We start from the raw sequence: 21,695 nt of genomic DNA on the forward strand, positions 1-21,695 counted from the left end.
GATCAACATCCACCTCGCCGACCGCCGTCTGATGTCGATCGATACAGTTGCTCGCCCTTTTCGGCCCCCTGCGTGAGATCGAAGCGGGCGCATGCCGAAGCCCCGGGACAGCATGAACGGGTGACATCATGATCGATTGGTTCTTTCAGACGCTGCGCACCTATCCCGAAATCGCGATCTTCCTCTCGTTGGCCCTGGGCTACTATTTCGGATCCTTCACCTACAAGGGTCTCGGCCTTGGCGCCGTCACCGCGACGCTGGTGGCCGCGGTTATCATCGGCCAGATCGGCATCACCATCTCAGGTCCGCTCAAGCCGTTTTTCTTTCTGATGTTCCTATTCGCGATCGGTTACGGTGTCGGACCGCAATTCGTGCGCGGCATCGCGCAGGACGGCATTCCGCAGGCGATTTTCGCGGCCGTGGTTTGTGTGTTCTGCCTTCTCTCGGCGTATTTCGGCGCGAAGATCGCCGGCTACGACGTCGGATCGGCCATCGGCCTCTATGCCGGCTCGCAGACGATCTCCGCGTCGATGGGGCTCGCAACCGACGCGATTAATCGCCTTGGCCTGCCGGCGGACGAGGCCAAGAAGCTGCTCGATGCGATGCCAGTCGCCTATGCCGTGACCTATATCTTCGGCACGGTTGGGTCGGCGATCGTCCTTGCCCTGCTCGGGCCCGCGCTGCTCGGCATCGATCTCGAGACCGCCTGCAAGAGATATGAAGAGGAGCATGGCGGCAAGAAGGAGGTGGGCGGTCCGGGTACGGCCTGGCACCAGTTCGATTTGCGTGCCTATCGCGTCAGCGAACGCGGGCCGGTCGTCGGCAAGACGGTCGAGCAAGCCGAGGCGCTGATCCCCGATCATCGCATCTTCATCCTCCGGCTTCGGCAAGCTGGCAAGATCATGGAGGCAAGCTCCGGCACCGTGATTCACGCCGGCGATGTCGTCGCCGTCGCCGGCCGCCGCGACGTGCTCGTGCAGCTGATCGGCGAGCAGGCCGAGGAGGTTGACGATCGCGAGCTGCTGGCGGTGCCGATCGAGGGCGTCGATGTCTACGTCACCAGCAAGGACGTCGATGGCAAGACGCTGGCGGAACTGGCGAAGGAACCGGGCGCTCGTGGCGTATTCCTGCGCAAGATCGCCCGGGGCGCGATCGCGACCGAGATCCCGATCCTGCCGAACACGAAGATCAACCGCGGCGACATCGTCACCCTGGTCGGCCGCACGTCAGATGTCGCGGCCACCACGAAGCTGCTGGGCCGGCCGGATCGCGCGACCGACGTTGCCGACGTAGCGTTCATCGGGGCGGCCATTGCGATCGGCGCGCTCATCGGCGCCTTCGTCTACAAGATCGGTAGCGTGCCGCTCACCCTGTCCACCTCCGGCGGCGCGCTGATCTCCGGTCTGTTCTTCGGCTGGCTCCGATCCGTGCACCCGACGTTCGGCCGCATCCCCTCACCGACCGTGTGGTTCATGAACTCGGTCGGCCTGAATGTCTTCATTGCCGTGGTCGGCATCTCCTCGGGACCGGGATTTGTCGCCGGATTGCAGAAGCTCGGCTTCAGCCTGTTCCTCTGGGGCGTCATCGTGACCACGGTGCCGCTGATCTTGGCGATGTTCGTCGGCAAGTACCTGTTCCGCTTCCATGACGCGATCCTGCTCGGATGCTGCTCCGGCGCGCGCACGACCACTGCATCGCTCGGCATGATCAACGACCGCGCGAAAAGCCAGATACCCGGCCTCGGCTATACCGTCACCTACGCGGTCGGAAACACGCTGCTGACGATCTGGGGCATGGTGCTGGTGATGATGATGACTTAGCCGCGGCCCGGAACATGTCGATCTGGCTGCAGCAGTTTCTGGTCCGTTATCCGGAGCTCGCGCTGTTCCTGGTGATCGCAGCGGGCTACTGGATCGGAAGCTTCAGGATCGGCGCCTTCAGCCTCGGCCCGGTGACGGGCTCGCTATTCGCTGGCCTTGCGGTCGGCGACTTCGCGCACGTGCCCGTCTCCAGCATGACCAAATCGTTCCTGTTCCTGCTGTTCCTGTTCGGGGTGGGCTATTCGGTCGGTCCGCAATTCGTGCTGGCGATGAAGCGTGACGGGCTGAAGCCGGTGCTGATGGCCGTGGTCGTGAGCCTCACCGGCCTTGCGGCGGCGATCGTCGTGGCACGCGTGCTGCGACTTGACCCCGGCTTTGCGGCCGGGCTCCTGTCAGGTGCGCTCAGCCAGAGCGCCGCAATGGGTACGGCGACCGACGCAGTCAACTCGCTGCCTTTGTCCGACGCACAGCGTGCGTTGTTCGTCTCGCACATCGCGGTGGCCGATGCGGTTTGCTACATCTTCGGCTATGCCGGCGTGATCACGTTCTGCACGATCGTCGTCCCGGCGCTGCTGAAGATCGACCTGAAGACGGAAGCGCTCAGGCTGGAGCAGGCCCTGGGGATCACGCGCGCCAAGCCCGGTCTGGCGTCGGCCCGGCGCAAATTCGAACTGCGCGGCTACCGGCTCGATGATCACGCGGCGATCGCCGGACTGACGGTTGCCGCCGCCGAAGCCCGCGTACCCGGGCAACGCGTGTTCATCCACCGCATTCGCCGTGGAGAGCACATCCTCGAGGCGGAGCCTGGAACGACGCTCGCGGCAGGTGACGTGATCGCGCTGTCCGCACCGCGCCAGACCATCGTGGAGCTGATCGAACCGCGCGGCGAAGAGGTGGAGGACCGGGAGTTGCTCGATATCCCTCTGATCTCGGCAGACGTGTTCCTGATCAACCCGAAGCTTGCGGGCACCAATCTCGAACAAGCCTCGGAACAGAGCTGGGCTCGCGGCCTCTATTTGCGCTCGTTGAGCCGAGGTGGAGAAGCGCTCCCCGTCGCCGCCGGGGTCGTCCTGCAGCGCGGCGATCTGCTTCGCATCGTTGGTCCCGAATCAGTGGTGCAGAATGCGGCCAAGAGCATTGGCGTCATCGTTGCGCCGAGCACCAGCATCGATTTCGTGGTGCTGGGGCTCGCGATCTTCCTCGGCGGCCTCGTCGGCGTTCTCGTCAGCTTTACGGTCGGCGGCATCAACATCTCGCTGAGCACCAGCGTCGGCACGCTGCTCGCCGGACTTCTGGTCGGCTATCTCCGCACCCGTCTGCCGCATTTCGGCCGGATCCCCGACGGCGCCATCAGCCTGATGACGTCGCTCGGACTGGCGGCCTTTGTCGGCCTGACCGGAATTCATGCCGGCCCGATCTTCCTTTCCGCCATACGCGAGTCGGGCATCGGCCTGCTTCTGGGCGGCATGATCGTCACCCTGTTGCCGCAGATTGTCGGCTTCTGCTTCGGCCATTTCGTGCTGCGCATGAATCCCATCCTCCTGCTCGGTGCATTGACCGGGGCACAGACGGTCACGGCAGCGATGGCCGCCATTCAGGAGCGCTCCGGCAGTTCGGTGGTAGTGCTGGGCTATACGCCCGCTTATCCGATCTCGAACATTCTACTGACCACCTGGGGATCGGTCATGGTGGTCGTCGTCGCTGGATGAGTCATTTCTGGACGGCATTGGCACGATCGCCGAAGCCACGCATTTCCGTTCAGCGAAGACCGGAAAGCCCCGTAGAGTCCCGGGTTGCCCTCCGCTGTCGGGTGCGGGAGCCTTTCCGTTCCTCCTGAAGGCGGGGCAAGATGGACATTGCTACTATCGGCGATCCATGAGCGCGGAACGCAAGGGTCAGTCCGGCCGTTCCGAACCGCTTGACGCGCTCAGAGGGCTGGCCATTTCGATGGTCATCGCCCGGCACTATTTCGGCTTTAAATACGGCATGCTGGGCGTTGATCTGTTCTTCGTCCTCAGCGGCTTTCTGATCGGCGGCATCCTGCTGGATAGCCGCGAACAGCCCGGCTATTTCTCGTCCTTTTATGGACGGAGGGCGTTTCGGATCCTGCCGCTGTATTGGCTGCTGCTGGCGCTCGTGCCGCCAGATCACTGGGGTTACTACCTGTTCTTCATCCAGGCCATCCCGTGGCTGGAGTTCGGCTATCCGCAGTCTGACCTGACCTTCGTCACCTGGACGCTGGCCATCGAAGAGCAGTTCTATCTGATCCTGCCCATCCTGATTTACTGGCTGCCACGCCGATGGCTGATCCCTACCATTTGGGCGGGTGTGCTGCTGGCGCCGGTCTGGCGCTGGCTGTTTCACGCCTATCTGCCCGACCATTCCTGGCAGTTTCTGCTGCCCGGTCGCCTCGATGAACTGTTCGGCGGCGTCCTCCTCGCCTGCTTCATGCGCGGCTACTGCCGCTCCCGCTCCGTGTGGATGATGCTGGCCTGCGTGCCGCCACTTTGCGATGTGGCGTATGCCATCGTGGTTGAACCCTTCGGCTTTCTCTCCATCGCAGCATTCGCATGCTGCGCGATTGTGTGGTTGGGCGCCAACATGGAACGGACAGAACTGCTTCGTCCGTTCGTATGGCCGGGACGCAGATGCTATTCGCTCTATCTATTCCACATGCTCGTCTACGATGTGTTCTTTGACTTCGGCCGTCCGCTTGCAGGGTGCCTTGCACTTCCGGTTGTCTGCGTCCTGGCGGAGATCATCTGGCGCACGATCGAGTCTCCGCTGATCGGCTACGCGAGGAAACGATTTGCGCGAGCCAAGCCAGCGACGATCAGGGTCGTTGGTGTCGTTTAGAGCAAATGCAAGGGGGTGACCGGAGCAGCGGCCATGCCAAACGGCCGCGCGCTCATCCCGGTGCCGCGGTTGAATCTCCTGCTGGAACCAACAATTAACGAATCAGCTTAAAATGATGGGGTCATTGCCAGGCTGGCGCTCGACACCAAGAGGCTGAAATGAATTGGGTCAAGGCACTGCTGCTGCTCTCCGTGCTGCTCCTTGGATGCGCGGACCTCGCGACCACCAACCGGATTTTGGAGCTCGGGTTCGGCGAGGCGAACCCGTTCATGGAGATGGCGCAGGCCTGGTTCGGCGCCTGGTGGCTGATCCCGAAATTGGGTTTAACGTTCCTCGTCATCGCGTTGCTTTGGCGCAGCGAAAGCCTTTCCAGGATTGCCCTTGTGGTGGCGTTTTGCGCGACGCCCGTCATCAACAACCTCGTCCTTCTCGCAGGCGCGAGCTGAACCAGACACATCCCAATCGAGATTTGGCGATCTGACCGTCCTGCTCGCTTGTTGCGAGCAGGCATGATCCGATCAACGTCCGACTCCTCTGCCGCCTGACCAGCGCCGTCGCTGCCTTGCCCGTCGCATGCGATCGGGCACGCGGTCAGGTCTGCCCGATGAACTCCGTGATCAGGGCGCCGATTTCCTCCGGGGCATCCTCAAAACAATAGTGCCCGACGCCGGCAAGACGCCTGACCGGTGCCGCCGGGAAGATCGCGGAAAACAGCGGCAGCAAATGCTCTGCGTGCAGCGTGCGGTCCGCTTCGCCCCAGATAGCGAGTGCAGTCTTGCTGCGGATCACGCGGTCGGCTGTGGGATCCGGCGCGTCGAACCTGTGCGCGCCGATCGCAAAGCCCCTGGCCCATCCGATCGCACCGAGGCAGTCAGCCGGACGCGCGAAGGGTGCGCCGTAGGCGGCGAGCCAAGCGTCGGTGATGATGGCGTTGTTCTCGAAGCCGTTGAGCTTGAGCGTGCTCAGGATGTTGAAGCCGAGTTGGCCGAGAATCGGCTCGAGCTCACCGTCCGCTTCGGCCTTTGCGATCCATTGAAACCAGGGCGAGGCCAGCGCATTGGCGGTGACGCGCTCGAACAGATCGCTTTGCCCGAACGGCGTCGGCCCGTTGGCCGAGATGATGCGGCGGATGCGATCCGGATGCCTCGCCGCGAACCCCATGCCGACGGGGCCGCCGAAGTCATGCATGACCAACGTGATGTCGGCGAGATCGAGCGCAAGGACCAGCGCTTCGAGATTGTCGACATGGTCCTGCAGCCAATAGCTGCGCTCCGCCGGCGTCGCACTCTTGCCGAACCCCATGTGATCCGGAACGACCACGCGGTGCGTGGTGCTGAGGAGTGGCACGAGATGGCGAAACAGATAGCCCCAGGTCGGTTCGCCATGAAGGCAGAGCACCACCTCGCCGTCCCGCGGGCCTTCGTCGAGATAGTGCATCCGGAAGCCCGGCGCCGAGCTGAAATGCGGTGCGAACGGAAACGTGCCGTCGAAGGTGGCGTCGGGTTGGATCATGGCTGGCCTCGAGCGGTTTTAAATTGAAACCACCCTGTAGCGCTTGAGGTTTTACTTTGCAACCGATATATCGAGCTCCGACTCGGGCGGTCTTTCGGGACCGCGCCACCGATTCACGACGTGGAATGAGGAGCGTCAGGCGGAGCACGATGGCCAAGCGAGTGAGCCACAGGGACTCGATATGCGGCGTGGCCCGGCCGCTGGACGCGATCGGCGATTGGTGGTCGCTGTTGATCGTGCGCGATGCATTCGATGGGCTGCGCCGGTTCGGCGAATTTCAGAAGAGCCTCGGGCTTGCCAAGAACATCCTCTCTGCCCGGCTCCGCAATCTGCTGGCGCACGGAATCATGGAGACCGTGCCCGCCGCGGACGGCAGCCCGTATCAGGAATATGTGCTGACCGAAAAGGGACGCGGGCTGTTTCCGCTCCTTGTCGCGCTCCGGCAATGGGGTGAGGACTTCTTCTTCGAACCCGACGAAGCGCATGTGCTGCTGGTCGACCGAAAGAGCGGGCTGCCGGTGCGCCGCCTCGAACTGAGAGCGCAGGACGGACGCGTCGTTGGTGCAGGAGACACGATGGTGCGGCTGCCGCAGACTTCACCTGAGAACGGCATCGCGTGAGACGCGCGTGCTCCACGCAGGACCGCTGTCAGCAACCGGATCTTAACCGTCCTTGCCGCAGCATCCGCGCGTGGAGGTTCGACCAATGCAGACATTCCGGATTTCGCTGAGCGACGGGGAGCGGAAATTCCACACGGCGATTCAGGCGCCGGATGCCGCGTCCGCGCGTATCAAGGCGGCCTACTTCTTCGACATATCGAAATGGCGGATCTTGAGCGTGTCGCTGAGCGGAGCCAGCGCCGCCGCGGCTTAGTCGCTGCGCGCCCTACGCCATCCGGTCGAGCTCGGCCGCGGCAAGGTTTGCAATCTGCAGGTCGATTTCGGCGAGCGGATTGTCATCGCCGAGAAACCATGCTGCCGACAAGCCCGTCCAGGCGACGATCCATGACAGCAAGCGCCGGCGATCCAGCCTTGCTGCTTCCACGACGATGTCGAGGCGCCGCGCAAAACGTCCGGGTTCGGTCGCGACCGGCCGTGCCGGATCGGCAAGATCCGGATTGGTGAAGATGTTGGCGAAGTCGAAGCCACGCTCGCCGACCAGATGCTTGGGATCGATCGCGAGCCAGCCGCGCGCGCCGAAGTCGAGCACGTTGTCATGGTGCAGATCGCCATGCAGCACCACGATCTCGCTGACATCGCCGAGCAGCGCTTCGGCGACGGCAGCCGATCGGTTCAGGATGCCACCGTGCGCCCTCGCCGCTGGCCACAGTTCGCGAAACCAGTCCCTCAATGGCGTCAGGTCCGGCCGCGGTTTCGTTCGCCGGGCGTGAAGCCGATCGGCCGTTGCACAGAGAATTCTGCAGGCCTCATCGTCTTGGCCGGTTCGCGCCATGTCGCTGAGCGAAGCCGAGCCCATCGCCCGTTCGAGCAGGAGCGCCTCGCCGTCACAGGCAAGGACGCGCGCCGCACCGTCGCCGTCCCACCATTCCATGACGATGGCGCCGAGGCGTTCGTCCGGCTCGTGAGAGAGCTTGAGCATCGCCGGTTCGCCGAACTGCCGCACCGGCAGCAACCGTGCGGCGTGCGTCACGATCGGATCGCCGTCGCGGACGAGGCTCCAGGCCGAGAGATAGGGTTCGAACATCGGGCGGGCTGATTGAGTGATCAGGGGACGTACCCGTCGTTGTAAGCATTGCCTGCGCGCGCCGCCACGCTGGCTCCCTGCGGCGCATCGTGGCAGCGCCGTGCCAACCGGTTCCTGGCCGGCCTGCCATGTTGGCTGATGACAGCCCCCACCCTTCTCGCGCTACAATGTCGCAGCCGGTGTGACGGAGGGTGTGGTGATGCCGCGAAAGGGAATTACCGGACACGACGATTGGGCGGTCACGGAAGCGCTGGCCACCGCGCTGGTCGCGCTCGAGCAGTTGCCGTCGAAGCATCAGCCGCGCGCGCATATGGAGGACGTGCGGAAGATCCTGACCGCGAGATGTGAGGCCGGCGCCGTCACCCTGCATCTTGCACAAGCCAAGTGCCGGTTGTTTCCCGATACCGATCCCCTGACCATCTATGAGGAATACGGCCTCAAGGACGGACTGGGATAGCAGCCGCCGTCGCGGCGGCCCCTGAAGAGCCCCGGTAAAGATCGAACGGCTAGTCGTGGCTGACGCGCCAGATCGTGCCGTTGCCGTCTTCGGAGACCAGCAGCGCGCCGTCCCGCGCCACGGTGACACCCACCGGACGGCCCCAGACCTCATTGTCGCCGATGACGAAGCCGGTGACGAAATCCTCGTACTCGCCGGTCGGTACGCCGTCCTTCAACCTGATGCGAATGACCTTGTAGCCGGTGCGCTTCGCGCGATTCCACGAGCCGTGTTCGGCTGCAAACGCATCGCCGCGATATTCGGCCGGAAAACTGCTGCCGGTGTAGAAGGTCAGGCCGAGTGAGGCCGAGTGCGCCTGCAACAGCACGTCGGGAGTAGTCACCTTGTCCTTGAGGTCGGGCCGCGCGCCGGCATGTGCGGGGTCTTCGTTGGCGCCGATATAGTACCAGGGCCAGCCGTAGAACGCGCCCTCGCGGACACGCGTCACATAGTCGGGCACGAGGTTGTCGCCGCGGCCGTCGCGCTCGTTGGTCGAACACCAGGGCGTGCCGCTTCCGGGCTGGATCGCAAGTCCGACGCAGTTGCGGATACCGGTGGCGAACAGTTTCTGGCTCTTGCCGTCGGGATCGAAGGCCAGCACAGCCGCACGGTCGGTTTCCGATCCCCAGGCAGCGCCAAGCGCGTGATCGCGGCTCCAGCTTTCGATACCTTCCGGCGGCCGGCCAAGGCCCTCGCCAGCGTTGCCGGCGGAGCCAACCGAGACCAGCATCCGTTTGCCGTCCGGCGTGAACACGATGTCGCGCGTCGAGTGGCCGTAGCCGTGCGGAAGGCTTGCGACGATGCTCTCAGGCCTTCCCGACGCCTTGAGATCGCCGTTGCGGTAGGCAAAGCGCACGACGCTGTCGGTGTTGGCAACGTAGAGCCATTGCGGATTGTCGCCGTTTGGAAAGAACGCGATGCCGAACGGCCGGCTCAGTCCGGTTGCGTAGACCTCATTGGTCGCCGACTTCGAGCCGCCATCGGCGCCGCGCAGGATGCGGATGCGGCCGGAGCTGGTTTCCACGACGAAGATATCGCCATTGGGCGCGGTCCGGATAATGCGCGGACCGCTCAATCCGCTGGCAAATAGCTCGACCTTGAAGCCCGCCGGCACCTGCGGCACCGCCGATGCGGGGCGTGACACGACGCGGGACGAATTGCTGCTGGAAGCCGTTGCGCCCGGCTTGGGTAGGTCCTGCGGCGTGATCAGGCGCACCGTGCCGGGTCTGTCGCGCTGCCAGTCGCCGAAGGCCTCCACGCCCTTCAGCACAGGTTCTGCGCCCGACCGCGCGATGCTGCTCACCACGAGGATGACGACGGACATGCTCACGCCGGCAAGATTTGTCTTACGCATTTGCTCCTCGCGCGAGGTCCCTGTCAGACGCGAAGCTCATAGCGCAGTTCGCGCGCAAGCTGCGTTCACAATGTCGGCTGCATCAATGTTCATCGGGAGGCGCCGTGACAGCGACAGGCGAGCGCTCCGCAGGATGCGCTACACGGCCCGGGACCTGACCATGGGCTTGCGCTCGGCTGCCGACGGTTCGCGGAACGCCGGCGTGTCTCCGACAAGCGGCTTGAGAGGAACCGTAAGGCGGCAGATCAGGCCCTCGGCACGCCAATCGAAATCGGCCCGTCCGCCGAGTTGGGTCTCGATGCTGGCGATGACACTTCGTGTGCCGAAGCCTTTCTGCTTCGGCTTGGTCACCGGAGGCCCGCCGGATTCGACCCAGGCCAGGATCAGTGTGTCGTCCGCCACTTCCCAGGTGATCGCGAGCCGGCCCGGCAACACCGACAGGCTGCCATATTTGGCGGAGTTGGTGACGAGCTCGTGGAGCGCCAGTGCCAATGTCTGCGCAGTCGCGGGCTGCAACTGCACCTCTCCGCCGGCGATCTGGATCTGCCCGGCCTCGGAGTAAGGCGCGATCTCCTCGGTCACCAGCCGCCGGACTTCGGCGCCCTGCCAGCTCGACAGCGACAGCACGGTGTGAACCCGCGCCAGCGCCGTGATGCGGCCCTCGACCGCCCGCACATAGGCGGTCACGTTCTGCGCGCGCGTCAGGCGCACGATCGACTGCGCCAGCGCGAGCGCGTTCTTGGCGCGATGGTCGACCTCGCGGGTCAACAGGCTCTGCCGTTCCTCGGCCTTCTTGCGATCGGTGATGTCGACGGTGACGCCGCTGACCCGCACCACCCTGCCGTTCCTGTCGCTGGTCGCCGCAGCCGTGCCGACGCACCAGCGTATCTCGCCGTCCGGCCGCACCACGCGGAATTCGGCCTCATAAGACGTGCGGCCGTTGTCGAAACCGGTCCAGCCCTGCCGGAGTTGTTCGACATCGTCGGGATGAAACAGCGCCTGGATATTGTCTGATGTCAGCGCGAAGGACTTCGGTTCGACGCCGAAGATCTTGTATTGTCCCTCGTCCCACATCCAGTCGCCGTTGACCCAATCCCAGTCCCACGAGCCCATCTTGCCCGCGGCAATCGCCATGCTGCGGCGCGCCTCGCTCTCAACCAGCCGCGTGGTCGATTGCTCGAGCTCGGCGGTACGCGCGCGCACCCGGTCCTCGAGCTCGGCATTGAGGCGTTCGAGTTGCCGTGTCTTGCGGTAGAGTTCGGCGAACACGCGGATCTTTGCGCGCAACACTTCCGGCACAACCGGCACCGGCACGTAATCGACCGCGCCCATCTCGTAGCCGCGCAGCCGATCGATGTCGCTGACCTGGATTGCCGAGATGAAGATCATCGCGGTCTTCTGAAAGCGCGGATGCTCGCGGATCATCGCGGCGAGTTCGAAGCCGTCGAGCTCAGGCATGCAGACGTCGACCAGAATGACCGCGACTTCGTTCTTGAGCAGGAACTCGAGCGCCTCGCGGCCCGACGAAGCGGCAACCAGCGTCTCGCCGAGCTCCTTCAGGATCACCTCATAAGCCAGCAGCTTGGCCGGCTGGTCATCGACCAGAAGGATGTTTACCTTTTCATGGTCCATCATGTTCGATCGCCGATCAGCGGTGCAGCCACATGCGGATCGCCAGCAGCAGTTGCTCGGTATTCACGGGTTTCGCCAGATAGTCGGATGCGCCTGCCTCCAGGCATTTCTCGCGATCGCCTTTCATCGCCTTCGCGGTCAGTGCAATGATCGGCAGCCGCGCAAAGGCCGGATTTAGCCGGATGGCGCCGATGGTCTGGTAACCGTCCATCTGCGGCATCATGATGTCCATCAGCACGATCGCGATCTTCGAATTGGACTCGACCAGCGAGATCGCCTCGTGACCGGTTGTCGCAGTCAACACCTTCATACCTCGCCGCTCCAGCACGCTCGACAGCGCGAAGATGTTGCGGGCGTCGTCGTCGACCAGGAGCGCGGTCTTGCCAATAAGATCCTCATCGGAACTATTGAGCTTCTCCAGCATCCTCTGTTTTTCGACAGGCAATTCCGTGATCACACGGTGCAGGAACAGTGACGTTTCATCGAGCAGACGTTCCGGCGACTCCACACCCTTGACGACGATGCTGCGCGCCATCGTGTGCAGTTCCGCGTCCTCTTCGGCCGAAAGTTCCCGACCGGTAAACACCACAACGGGAATATTGGAGAGCGTTTCGTCCTTGCGGATCTGATCCAGCACCTCGAAGCCGCTCATGTCGGGCAGCCGCAGATCGAGCACGACACAGTCGCACGGATGCTCGCGCAACGTCGAGAGTGCCCCTGCCCCGGTTCCGCTGGTTACGATCTCGATATCCTCGTGGCCGAGCAACTCGGTGATGCTAAGCTGCTCCGCCGCATTGTCCTCCACGATCAGCAGACGCTTGCGACGTGGTCTGGCGTATTCCTTGATCTGCGATAGCGCCGCGCTGACGCCCTCGGTCGTGGTCGGCTTGTTGACGAAAGAGAACGCGCCGCGCGCCAGCGCATGTTGTCGGTCCTCGTCGAGCGTAATGATCTGGACCGGAATGTGACGGGTCAGCGGATTGTGCTTGAGCTGGCTCAGCACCGTCCAGCCCAGCATGTCGGGCAGGAAGACGTCGAGCGAAACCGCGCTCGGCTGGAACTGCTTGGCGAGATCCAGCGCCTCGGCGCCGCGGCTTGCGACCAGAACCTTGAAGCCCTTGTCGCGCGCCAGATCGATCAGCACCCGCGCGTAATGCGGGTCGTCCTCGACGATCAGGAGGATCGTGTCGCCGGGCTCGAGATCGAGCCGGTCGTCCGGCAGCTGCTCGATCACGCGCTCTTGCACGCTGGACGATTGCAGCGACGGCGTCGCCGTGTGCGGCAGCGCCAGCGCCTGCGGACGTAACGCCGCCGACGGTCCGGCATATTTCAGCGGCAGATAGAGCGTGAAGGTCGAACCCTTGCTCGGCGCACTGCGCAGATGGATCTCGCCGCCGAGCAGGCCGGCCAGCTCGCGGCTGATGGCAAGGCCAAGGCCCGTGCCGCCATATTTGCGGCTGGTGCCGGCATCGGCCTGCTGGAACGCCTCGAAGATCAGCTTCTGCTTGTCCTGGGGAATGCCGATACCGGTATCCGACACTTCGAATGCGACGACGGCCGTTGCGGCGTTCAGGATCGGATGCTCGGCGCTCCAGCCGCCGACCGCGGCCGACACGGTCAGGCTCACGCCGCCATCCGCGGTGAACTTGAACGCATTCGACAGCAGGTTCTTCAGCACCTGCTGCAGCCGCTTGGAGTCCGTCACCATGCTGCGCGCAAGATTGGCGTCGACGTCGATGCTGAAGGAGAGATGCCGGTTCTCCGCCTCGTGCCGGAACGGCCGCCCGACGGTTTCGAGCAGGCTCGAGGTGAGAATTTCCTCGGCATCGACCGTCACCGTGCCGGACTCGATCTTGGAGAGATCGAGGATGTCGCTGATCAGGTTCAACAGGTCGGTGCCGGCGCCGTGAATGGTGCGGGCGAACTCGACCTGCTTGCCGGTCAGATTGCCATCCGGATTCTCGGTGAGCTGCTGGCCCAGGATCAGGATCGAGTTCAGCGGCGTGCGCAGCTCGTGCGACATGTTGGCGAGGAATTCGGACTTGTACTTCGAGGTCAGCGACAGCTCGGTCGCCTTCTCTTCCAGCGCGCGACGCGCCTGCTCGATTTCCTGGTTCTTGCGCTCGACGTCGACGTTGCGTTCGGCAAGCTGCTGGGCCTTCTGCTCCAGCTGGTCGTTGGTCTGCTGCAACTCCCTCTGCTGGGTCTGAAGCTCGCCGGCGAGCGTCTGCGACTGCTTGAGGAAGGCCTCGGTCTGCATCGTCGCCTCGATGCTGTTGAGCACGATGCCGATGCTGTCGGTCAGCTGTTCGAGGAAGGTGATCTGCGAAGTCGTGAACGACGAGATCGAGGACAGCTCGATCACCGCCTTGACCTGGTTCTCGAACAGCACCGGGAACACGACGAGGTTCTTCGGCATAATCCGCATCAGCGCCGAATTGATCGGCACCGCATCGCCGGGAATGTCCGAGACCAGGCGCTGGCGCTTGTCGAGTGCGCACTGGCCGATCAAGCCCTCGCCGAGCTGGACGATCTGCGAATGCGGGTTGCTGCTATCGTTGGCATAGGCAGCAAGCAGCCGCAGTTGCGGGCTCTCCGGATTGTCGACCTGATAGATCACTCCCATATGCGCGTTGATCAGCGGCGCCAGCTCGGTCAGCAGGAGGCGGCCGACGGTCGCAAGGTCGCGCTGGCCCTGCAGCATGTTGGTGAAGCGTGCGAGGTTGGTCTTCAGCCAGTCCTGCTCGGTGTTGCGCTCCGTGGTGAGACGGAGGTTACCGATCATGGTGTTGATGTTGTCCTTCAACTCCGCGACCTCGCCGCGAACGTCGACCTGAATCGAGCGCGTCAGGTCGCCCTTGGTCACGGCGGTCGCCACCTCCGCGATGGCGCGGACCTGGGACGTCAGGTTGGCGGCCAGCAGGTTGACGTTGCCGGTCAGATCCTTCCAGGTGCCGGCCGCACCGGGCACGTTGGCCTGGCCGCCCAGGCGTCCTTCGACGCCGACTTCGCGCGCCACGCTGGTGACCTGGTCGGCAAAGGTCGCGAGCGTCTCGGTCATGTTGTTAATGGTGTCGGCGAGCGCGGCCACCTCGCCCTTCGACTTCACCGTCAGGTTCTGCTTGAGGTCGCCGTCCGCGACCGCGGTCACCACCTTGACGATGCCGCGCACCTGCTCGGTCAGGTTCGCCGCCATGACGTTGACCGTGTCGGTCAGATCTTTCCAGGTGCCGGCGACGCCGCGCACTTCGGCCTGGCCACCGAGCTTGCCCTCGGTGCCGACCTCGCGCGCCACGCGCGTCACCTCGCCGGCGAAGGCATTGAGCTGGTCGACCATCGTGTTGATGGTGTTCTTCAGCTCGAGGATTTCGCCCTTCACGTCGACCGTGATCTTGCGCGACAGATCGCCGCGCGCCACGGCGGTGGTCACTTCCGCGATGTTGCGGACCTGGGTGGTCAGGTTCGCGGCCAAGAGGTTGACGTTGTCCGTCAAGTCCTTCCAGGTGCCACCGACGCCGGGCACCACGGCCTGGCCGCCCAGCCGGCCTTCGGTGCCGACCTCGCGCGCCACGCGGGTCACTTCGGCGGCGAACGAGCGCAGCTGCTCGACCATCGTGTTCAGGGTGTCCTTGAGCAGCAGGATTTCACCGCGGACGTCCACCGTGATCTTCTTCGACAGGTCGCCGCCGGCGATCGCGGTCGCGACCTCGGCGATGTTGCGGACCTGCGCCGTGAGATTCGACGCCATGAAGTTGACGTTGTCGGTCAGGTCCTTCCAGGTGCCGGCGACGCCGGGCACTTCGGCCTGGCCGCCGAGCTTGCCTTCGGTACCGACCTCGCGCGCCACGCGCGTCACTTCACCCGCGAAACCGTTGAGCTGGTCGACCATCGTGTTGATGGTGTTCTTCAGCTCGAGGATTTCGCCCTTCACGTCGACCGTGATCTTGCGCGACAGGTCGCCGCGCGCCACGGCGGTCGTCACTTCGGCGATGTTGCGGACCTGCGCCGTGAGGTTGCCGGCCATCGAGTTGACGCTGTCGGTCAGATCCTTCCAGGTGCCGGCAACGCCGGGCACGTTGGCCTGGCCGGCCAGACGTCCCTCGGTGCCGACCTCGCGCGCCACGCGCGTCACCTCGCCCGCGAAGCGGTTGAGCTGGTCGACCATCGTGTTTAGCGTTTCCTTTAGCTGAAGGATCTCGCCGCGGACGTCCACCGTGATCTTGCGCGACAGGTCGCCGCCGGCGATCGCGGTCGCCACTTCCGCAATATTGCGGACCTGCGCCGTCAGGTTGCCGGCCATCGAGTTGACGCTGTCGGTCAGGTCCTTCCAGGTACCGCCGACGCCAGGCACTTCGGCCTGGCCGCCGAGCTTCCCGTCGGTGCCGACCTCGCGCGCCACGCGCGTCACTTCGCCGGCGAAGGCGTTGAGCTGGTCAACCATCGTGTTGAGCGTTTCCTTCAGCTGAAGGATTTCACCCGACACGTTCACGGTGATCTTCTTCGACAGGTCGCCCTTCGCCACGGCAGTTGCGACCTCGGCGATGTTGCGCACCTGTCCCGTGAGATTGGAGGCCATCGAGTTGACGCTGTCGGTGAGGTCCTTCCAGGTGCCGGCGACACCGCGCACCTCGGCCTGGCCGCCGAGCTTGCCTTCGGTGCCGACCTCGCGCGCCACGCGCGTGACTTCGCCGGCGAAGGCGTTGAGCTGGTCCACCATCGTGTTGATGGTGTCCTTCAGCTCGAGGATTTCGCCGCGCACGTCCACCGTGATCTTCTTCGACAGGTCGCCATTGGCGACCGCGGTGGTGACGCCCGCGATATTGCGCACCTGCGCGGTCAAGTTCGACGCCATGAAGTTGACGTTGTCGGTCAGGTCCTTCCACGTGCCGGCGACGCCGAGCACATTGGCCTGGCCGCCGAGCTTGCCCTCGGTGCCGACCTCGCGCGCCACGCGCGTCACTTCCGACGCGAAAGCGTTGAGCTGGTCAACCATCGTGTTGAGCGTCTCCTTCAGCTGAAGGATCTCGCCCGACACATTCACCGTGATCTTCTTCGACAGGTCGCCGCCGGCGATCGCGGTCGCGACGTCGGCGATGTTGCGGACCTGGGCGGTCAGGTTCGACGCCATGAAGTTGACGTTGTCGGTGAGGTCCTTCCAGGTGCCGGCGACGCCGGGCACCTGGGCCTGGCCGCCGAGCTTGCCTTCGGTGCCGACCTCGCGCGCCACGCGGGTCACTTCCGAGGCAAACGAATTGAGCTGGTCCACCATCGTGTTGATGGTGTCCTTCAGCTCGAGGATCTCGCCGCTGACGTCGACCGTGATCTTGCGCGACAGGTCGCCGCGCGCCACGGCCGTGGTCACGTTGGCGATGTTGCGGACCTGGGCGGTCAGGTTGCCGCACATCGCGTTCACGGAGTCGGTCAGGTCCTTCCAGGTGCCGGCGACGCCGGGCACGATAGCCTGGCCACCGAGCTTGCCGTCGGTGCCGACTTCGCGCGCCACGCGCGTCACTTCCGAGGCGAACGAACGCAGCTGATCGACCATCGTGTTGATGGCCTCCTTGAGCTGCAGGATCTCGCCGCGGACGTCGACCGTGATCTTCTTTGACAAGTCGCCGTTGGCGACCGCGATCGTCACCTCGGCGATGTTGCGGACCTGGCCGGTCAAATTGTTGGCCATCGAGTTGACGCTCTCGGTCAGGTCCTTCCAGACGCCGGTCACTTCCGGCACCTGGGCCTGGCCGCCGAGCTTGCCCTCGGTGCCGACTTCGCGGGCCACGCGCGTGACCTCGGAGGTGAAGACCGACAATTGCTTGATCATCGTGTTGACGATGTTCGCCGACTGCAGGAATTCGCCGCGCAGCGGCCTGCCCTCGACGTCGAGTTGCACGGTCTGCAGCAGGTCGCCCTGCGCCACCGCGGCGACCGCACGGGTGACTTCGCGGGTCGGCCACAGCAGATCGTCGATCAGGGTGTTGACCGAGCTTTCCATATCGGCCCAGGCGCCGCTGGCGAGGCCGAAATTGACGCGCTGGCGGGTCTGTCCTTCGCGGCCGACGACCTGTCCGACGCGCGCCAATTGCTGCGCCATGCGCTCGTTGGCGGCTGCGATTTCGTTGAAGGCGTCCGCGATCTTGCCGTCGATGCCGAGATAGTCGCCACGCATGCGAACCGAGAAGTCGCCACCGCGCATCGCCTGCAGCGATTGCAGCAGATCGTGCGAGGAATCGAGGCTTCCGTTCGATGATTGAGTTCGGCGTGTATCAGCACGGGGACGAGGCGGCGAACCGAGATCGGTCATGTAATTTCCCCTACGCGCCGGCCACGAATCCAGGGACTCGGAGAAGCCAGTGCGACCATAAGAATGACTGCCCTTGATCTATTCAAGCGGGAAAACGCCAAAACCGCGATTTGTGACGCAAACCGAGGGGCTTAATCGCCAATGGAACCAAAAGTTCCCATGCGCATTGGAACTTTTTGCGCAGTAGCGTAAGCCGTTCGTATTGCCTGGCCGTCGTCGGCGCATTTGATCGCATTGGAACATTGGCCTCTCCGGAACGTTCCCGGCGTTGGCAGGATTGGTGATGGTTAAGAAATCAGACGGGCTCAGGCGGGGCATTTTCGAGAACGAGCGCAGCTTCCGGCTGCTGGCCGGAGGAGCGGCAGACTACGCGATCTGCACGCTCGCCCCTGATGGACGGGTGATCAACCGGAACAAAGGCGCCGAACGCATCACCGGCTATCCGGCCAAGGCAATCCTCGGCAAGCACTTCTCGGCCTTCTATCCTGCGGAGACGCGTGCATCGGGCCTTCCCGCGAAGGCGTTACAGGTGGCGCGGAAGGATAAGCACGCCGTGGCCGAGGGCTGGTGCATCCGCAAGGACGGATCGCAATTCTACGCCTCGGTCGTCATCGATCCGATCTACCAGAAGCGCAAGCTGATCGGCTACGCGATGGTCACCCGCGACGTTACCGAGCACCAACAGGCGCGCGCGGATCTCGACGCCAGCGAAAGCCAGTTCCGCCTGCTGGTGAGCAACGTCACCGACTACGCGCTGTACATGCTGACGCCCGCCGGCATCGTCGCCAACTGGAACGCCGGCGGCGAGCGCATCAAGGGCTATTCGCCCGGCGAAATCATCGGCCAGAGCTTCGCGCGGTTCTACACGCCGGCGGACCAGGCCGCGGGCAAGCCGGCTCGCGCGCTCAAGATCGCGGAAGAGACCGGCCACTACGAGGAGGATGGCTGGCGGGTCCGCAAGGACGGCTCGTTCTTCTGGGCCAGCGTCGTGATCGATCCGATCCGCGACGACGACGGCAGTCTGGTCGGATTTGCCAAGATCACGCGGGACATTTCCGAGCGGCGTGAGGCGCAGCAGAAGCTCGAACTGGTGCAGCGACAACTGGCGGAATCGCAGAAGATGGATGCGCTGGGCCAATTGACCGGCGGCGTCGCGCACGACTTCAACAACCTGCTGATGATCATTTCGGGCAATTTGCACCGGATCAAGCGCGAGGTGACGAGCGAGCGCGGCCAGCTTGCCCTGAGCGCGATCGAAACCGCATCCGAGCGCGCCGCATCCCTGACCAGCCAACTGCTCACGTTCGCGCGCCGCCAGAGCGTCAACCCGCAGACCATCGTTGTCGCCGACCGGATCACCGCGGTGCGAGAGGTGCTGAGCAGCGCGCTCGGCGGCGCGATCAAGCTCAACATGGAGATCCAGCCGGATCTCTGGCCGGTCTTCGTCGACCCGAACGAGTTCGAGACCGCGCTGATCAACCTCGTCGTCAATGCGCGGGACGCGATGGCCAATGGCGGTACGCTGACCGTCTCGGCCCGAAACGTATCCGAAACCACCGAGGTGGCCGTCAGCGTGGCCGATACCGGCGAAGGCATCCCCCAGGATGTGCTGAGCAAGGTGTTCGACCCGTTCTTCACCACCAAGCCGGTCGGCAAAGGGACCGGCCTCGGACTGTCCCAGGTCCACGGCTTTGCCCACCAGGCCGACGGGCGGATCGAGATTGCAAGCGCGCTTGGCAAGGGCACGACGGTCAGCGTCTACCTCCCGCGCGGGACCGCGGCCGCAACGGGCACGACCAAGCGCCACAGCGTGCGCGGCTCCGCGACCGTCCTGCTGATCGAGGACAATCCGGCCGTTGCGGACGCGAGCACGGGCCTGCTCGAACAGCTCGGCTACACCGTGCGCTGGGCCTCGAACGCTGAGGCTGCCTTATCGGAAATCGACGCCGATGGCGTCGACGTGGTGTTCAGCGACATCGTGATGCCGGGCAGGATGGACGGGCTGAAGCTGGCGCGCACGATCCGGGACAGGAAGCCCGAGCTGCCGATCCTGTTGACGACTGGCTACAGCGAGAGTGCGCGCGACGTGCGGTCCGACTTTCCGGTTCTGCGCAAGCCGTACCACATTCACGACCTCAGCCGAGAACTCTCGAAGCTGACGGGGCAACGATCCGAAACCGCTCCGGATCTCCCAGCGCATCAAGATGCGCCCAGAAAGGTGAGAGTTCGGCAGTAATTCTCAAGTTGAGGACGAACGGTCCGCCGGCCAGGTTCGCCGCACCAATTGCACCCGTTCGATGCGGCTGCATTGCTCGCAGCGATATTGAAGGATGTCCCTGCCCTCGCTGCCCGGAGAGCTGCTCTCAAGCCGCATCGTCCTGATGCAGCTGATGCAGGAAATCAGCGTCAGCAGTGGACTGCGATCGTCATTCATCGATGCCCGCGGTGGCGCGGTTGGATCGGCGATCATGGCGCTGGGCGATGCTATGGTGTTGGCTCTCACCACAAGAAAATGCCCACCCGCGGCCAGGGTTCCAGCCCCGAAACCTGATTTGAGCGCGAGACGGTGCGGACGCTCCTGTTTACCCGAGCGGCCGGATCACACCCTGGCGCTGGGCTTGGCCTTGTGTGATTTCACTGGGGCCGGCTTAGCGGTTGCGACCGGCCGATCCGCAAAGCTTCGGCTCAGCCGCTCCCGAACCGTGGGGAGGCGCTCGCCACCGCCGGCGGCCTTCCAGCGGCCGATGAGTTCGGTCACTTCGGCGCGCATTGCCATCAGCCGGTAGGACGCCTCGCTGCAATCCAGATCGCGGTTGACCTGGTCCCGGATCGACGCCTCGACCAGGGTCATCTCAGCCCGCAAAGTGCTGATCCTACGACGAATTTCATTGATCTTGTTGTCCATGGCTTGTTAGAACAAAAATAGAACATATTGTCAAGTCACGATCCGGCAAGTGAGGTGAGCGATGAGCATGGCAGCGGTAAGATTTGGCGGGGTTGCGGAGCGGCTTGGCGGGCTGATGTCGCGTGCCCAGGCGCTGCGGTTGAGGAGTCTAGCCGAGGAGGCCTATCAGCCGAACCAGTACGTGCACGGCCTGACGTCAGAGGAAGCCGAACGGCGCATCGATGCGCTCAGGGCCGAGATCGCATTGGCGGATTCCTTCTGAACCGCCCGGGCCGGACACTCCCTTAAGGCTTTGATATAGCGGCGCAGCTAGGTCTGGTCTGTTATTGCTGTTTGCCTGTGGGGGAGCCTTTCGTGCTGGAGCTGGAGAAGCGGTCGCCGCTAGCGTTTCCGATCACGCTGAAGGACGGGCGAACGCTCGCGACCGTTGGCGACGCGGCGGACTACCTGTCAGCGCTGAATGTCGATCAGCGCGAGCGCGGGTACTGGAAGACGGCAATCATGATGTTCAACAACGCCATGCGCGAGCCCAGCTATCTGAGGATCGCAACGATGAATCTGCGCTCTGCGCTTGTGTATGACCGTCTCGTCGACGACGTCGGCCACTGATTGTGGTGTTGCAGCTACAGCCGAATCGGCACTCCTTTCGTAAGGCCCGTTCGTTATGGCCGCAAACAAGGTAACGGCGGTACACGCGACGGCCAGGGGCGCAATGCGCTTCGGCCGCACTCTCGGGCCGCCTTCGGAGGGCCAAGGCGGCCCATTTCTTTTCAGAGCAATTTGGCCCGGACGAATAGCACCCGCAGCGCGGAGGTTGCCTGCACCGTCAGCATGGCGTTGCCGGCCGCGCGCTCCAGCGCGACCAGCGCGTCGTCATGCAGTGAGCGGAACTCCATCCATTCGACGGCGCTGAGATTGCTGATGAAGCGGTGGGCCTGGCCGACGGTCGCGAGCGTTACCGTCTCGCCGTTCAGCCGCACTCTGAATGTCGCCTTCAGCGGCGTGTCGGATTTGGAAACGTCAGCCATGGCGCGGTTGTGCTCCGCGGTGCGTTAATGTCAATCTAATTTCTCTGCTCCCACGCCGGCGCGCCGGCTCCACGGAATCGCAATGTC

At 64.0% G+C, this 21,695-nt stretch carries 17 protein-coding genes; 10 read left to right on the top strand and 7 right to left on the bottom strand.

The genetic code is table 11. The features are described from left to right. The first annotated feature begins 128 nt into the window (after positions 1–128). From aspT (BraRD5C2_RS31085) to BraRD5C2_RS31100, 4 genes are all read left to right on the top strand, one after another. Positions 129–1,820 carry an aspartate-alanine antiporter gene (aspT, locus tag BraRD5C2_RS31085; protein WP_223975043.1) on the top strand — a complete coding sequence of 564 codons (1,692 nt, stop codon included), beginning with the start codon at positions 129–131 and terminating at the stop codon, positions 1,818–1,820. Between the two features lie 14 nt (positions 1,821–1,834). Next, on the top strand, positions 1,835–3,529 hold the full coding sequence (aspT, locus tag BraRD5C2_RS31090) for an aspartate-alanine antiporter (RefSeq protein WP_223975224.1): 1,695 nt from the start codon (positions 1,835–1,837) through the stop codon (positions 3,527–3,529). Between the two features lie 166 nt (positions 3,530–3,695). Further along, positions 3,696–4,676 (top strand): acyltransferase family protein, encoded by a 981-nt coding sequence (locus tag BraRD5C2_RS31095; protein ID WP_223975045.1) that lies wholly within the window; start codon positions 3,696–3,698, stop codon positions 4,674–4,676. Between the two features lie 158 nt (positions 4,677–4,834). Beyond that, entirely contained in the window at positions 4,835–5,122 is a 288-nt protein-coding gene (locus BraRD5C2_RS31100) for a DUF5658 family protein (RefSeq protein ID WP_223975047.1), read from the top strand. Positions 5,123–5,267: 145 nt separating this feature from the next. Here BraRD5C2_RS31100 and BraRD5C2_RS31105 read toward each other — a convergent pair whose 3' ends face one another. Next, positions 5,268–6,188: an alpha/beta fold hydrolase gene (locus tag BraRD5C2_RS31105; protein ID WP_223975048.1), complete on the bottom strand. Its 921-nt coding sequence runs from the start codon at positions 6,186–6,188 to the stop codon at positions 5,268–5,270. A gap of 149 nt (positions 6,189–6,337) precedes the next feature. Here BraRD5C2_RS31105 and BraRD5C2_RS31110 point away from each other — a divergent pair, with 149 nt between their 5' ends. After that, entirely contained in the window at positions 6,338–6,808 is a 471-nt protein-coding gene (locus BraRD5C2_RS31110) for a winged helix-turn-helix transcriptional regulator (protein WP_223975049.1), read from the top strand. A gap of 85 nt (positions 6,809–6,893) precedes the next feature. After that, complete coding sequence (locus BraRD5C2_RS31115) at positions 6,894–7,061, top strand: hypothetical protein (protein WP_223975050.1); 168 nt, start codon at positions 6,894–6,896, stop codon at positions 7,059–7,061. A 12-nt stretch (positions 7,062–7,073) separates the two neighbouring features. Here BraRD5C2_RS31115 and BraRD5C2_RS31120 read toward each other — a convergent pair whose 3' ends face one another. Continuing rightward, entirely contained in the window at positions 7,074–7,892 is an 819-nt protein-coding gene (locus BraRD5C2_RS31120; protein WP_223975051.1) for an aminoglycoside phosphotransferase family protein, read from the bottom strand. Positions 7,893–8,091: 199 nt separating this feature from the next. Here BraRD5C2_RS31120 and BraRD5C2_RS31125 point away from each other — a divergent pair, with 199 nt between their 5' ends. Then, positions 8,092–8,349, top strand: coding sequence for a hypothetical protein (locus BraRD5C2_RS31125; protein WP_223975052.1), 258 nt, complete (start codon positions 8,092–8,094; stop codon positions 8,347–8,349). A 49-nt stretch (positions 8,350–8,398) separates the two neighbouring features. Here the strand turns inward: BraRD5C2_RS31125 and BraRD5C2_RS31130 are convergent, their stop codons facing one another. The 3 genes from BraRD5C2_RS31130 to BraRD5C2_RS31140 form a co-directional block, all read right to left on the bottom strand. Continuing rightward, positions 8,399–9,712, bottom strand: coding sequence for a PQQ-dependent sugar dehydrogenase (locus tag BraRD5C2_RS31130; protein ID WP_374708068.1), 1,314 nt, complete (start codon positions 9,710–9,712; stop codon positions 8,399–8,401). A gap of 168 nt (positions 9,713–9,880) precedes the next feature. Next, entirely contained in the window at positions 9,881–11,374 is a 1,494-nt protein-coding gene (locus BraRD5C2_RS31135) for a sensor histidine kinase (RefSeq protein ID WP_223975226.1), read from the bottom strand. A 16-nt stretch (positions 11,375–11,390) separates the two neighbouring features. Then, positions 11,391–17,675 (bottom strand): HAMP domain-containing protein, encoded by a 6,285-nt coding sequence (locus tag BraRD5C2_RS31140; RefSeq protein WP_374708066.1) that lies wholly within the window; start codon positions 17,673–17,675, stop codon positions 11,391–11,393. Positions 17,676–17,958: 283 nt separating this feature from the next. Between BraRD5C2_RS31140 and BraRD5C2_RS31145 the strand changes: the two genes are divergently transcribed. Beyond that, complete coding sequence (locus BraRD5C2_RS31145) at positions 17,959–19,911, top strand: hybrid sensor histidine kinase/response regulator (protein ID WP_223975055.1); 1,953 nt, start codon at positions 17,959–17,961, stop codon at positions 19,909–19,911. A 363-nt stretch (positions 19,912–20,274) separates the two neighbouring features. Here BraRD5C2_RS31145 and BraRD5C2_RS31150 read toward each other — a convergent pair whose 3' ends face one another. Further along, the gene (locus BraRD5C2_RS31150) at positions 20,275–20,580 is read right to left on the bottom strand and encodes a hypothetical protein (protein ID WP_223975057.1); all 306 of its coding nucleotides are present in this window, start codon (positions 20,578–20,580) and stop codon (positions 20,275–20,277) included. A 61-nt stretch (positions 20,581–20,641) separates the two neighbouring features. Here BraRD5C2_RS31150 and BraRD5C2_RS31155 point away from each other — a divergent pair, with 61 nt between their 5' ends. Further along, complete coding sequence (locus BraRD5C2_RS31155; protein WP_223975059.1) at positions 20,642–20,842, top strand: DUF3072 domain-containing protein; 201 nt, start codon at positions 20,642–20,644, stop codon at positions 20,840–20,842. A 92-nt stretch (positions 20,843–20,934) separates the two neighbouring features. Continuing rightward, positions 20,935–21,189: a hypothetical protein gene (locus BraRD5C2_RS31160; RefSeq protein WP_223975061.1), complete on the top strand. Its 255-nt coding sequence runs from the start codon at positions 20,935–20,937 to the stop codon at positions 21,187–21,189. A 161-nt stretch (positions 21,190–21,350) separates the two neighbouring features. Here the strand turns inward: BraRD5C2_RS31160 and BraRD5C2_RS31165 are convergent, their stop codons facing one another. After that, a complete protein-coding gene (locus BraRD5C2_RS31165; protein ID WP_223975063.1) occupies positions 21,351–21,608 on the bottom strand; it encodes a hypothetical protein in 258 nt (85 codons plus the stop codon). Positions 21,609–21,695: the final 87 nt, after the last annotated feature.

Origin of the sequence: Bradyrhizobium sp. RD5-C2 (genome assembly GCF_019972155.1) — a bacterium.
Taxonomy (GTDB): Bacteria; Pseudomonadota; Alphaproteobacteria; order Rhizobiales; family Xanthobacteraceae; genus Bradyrhizobium.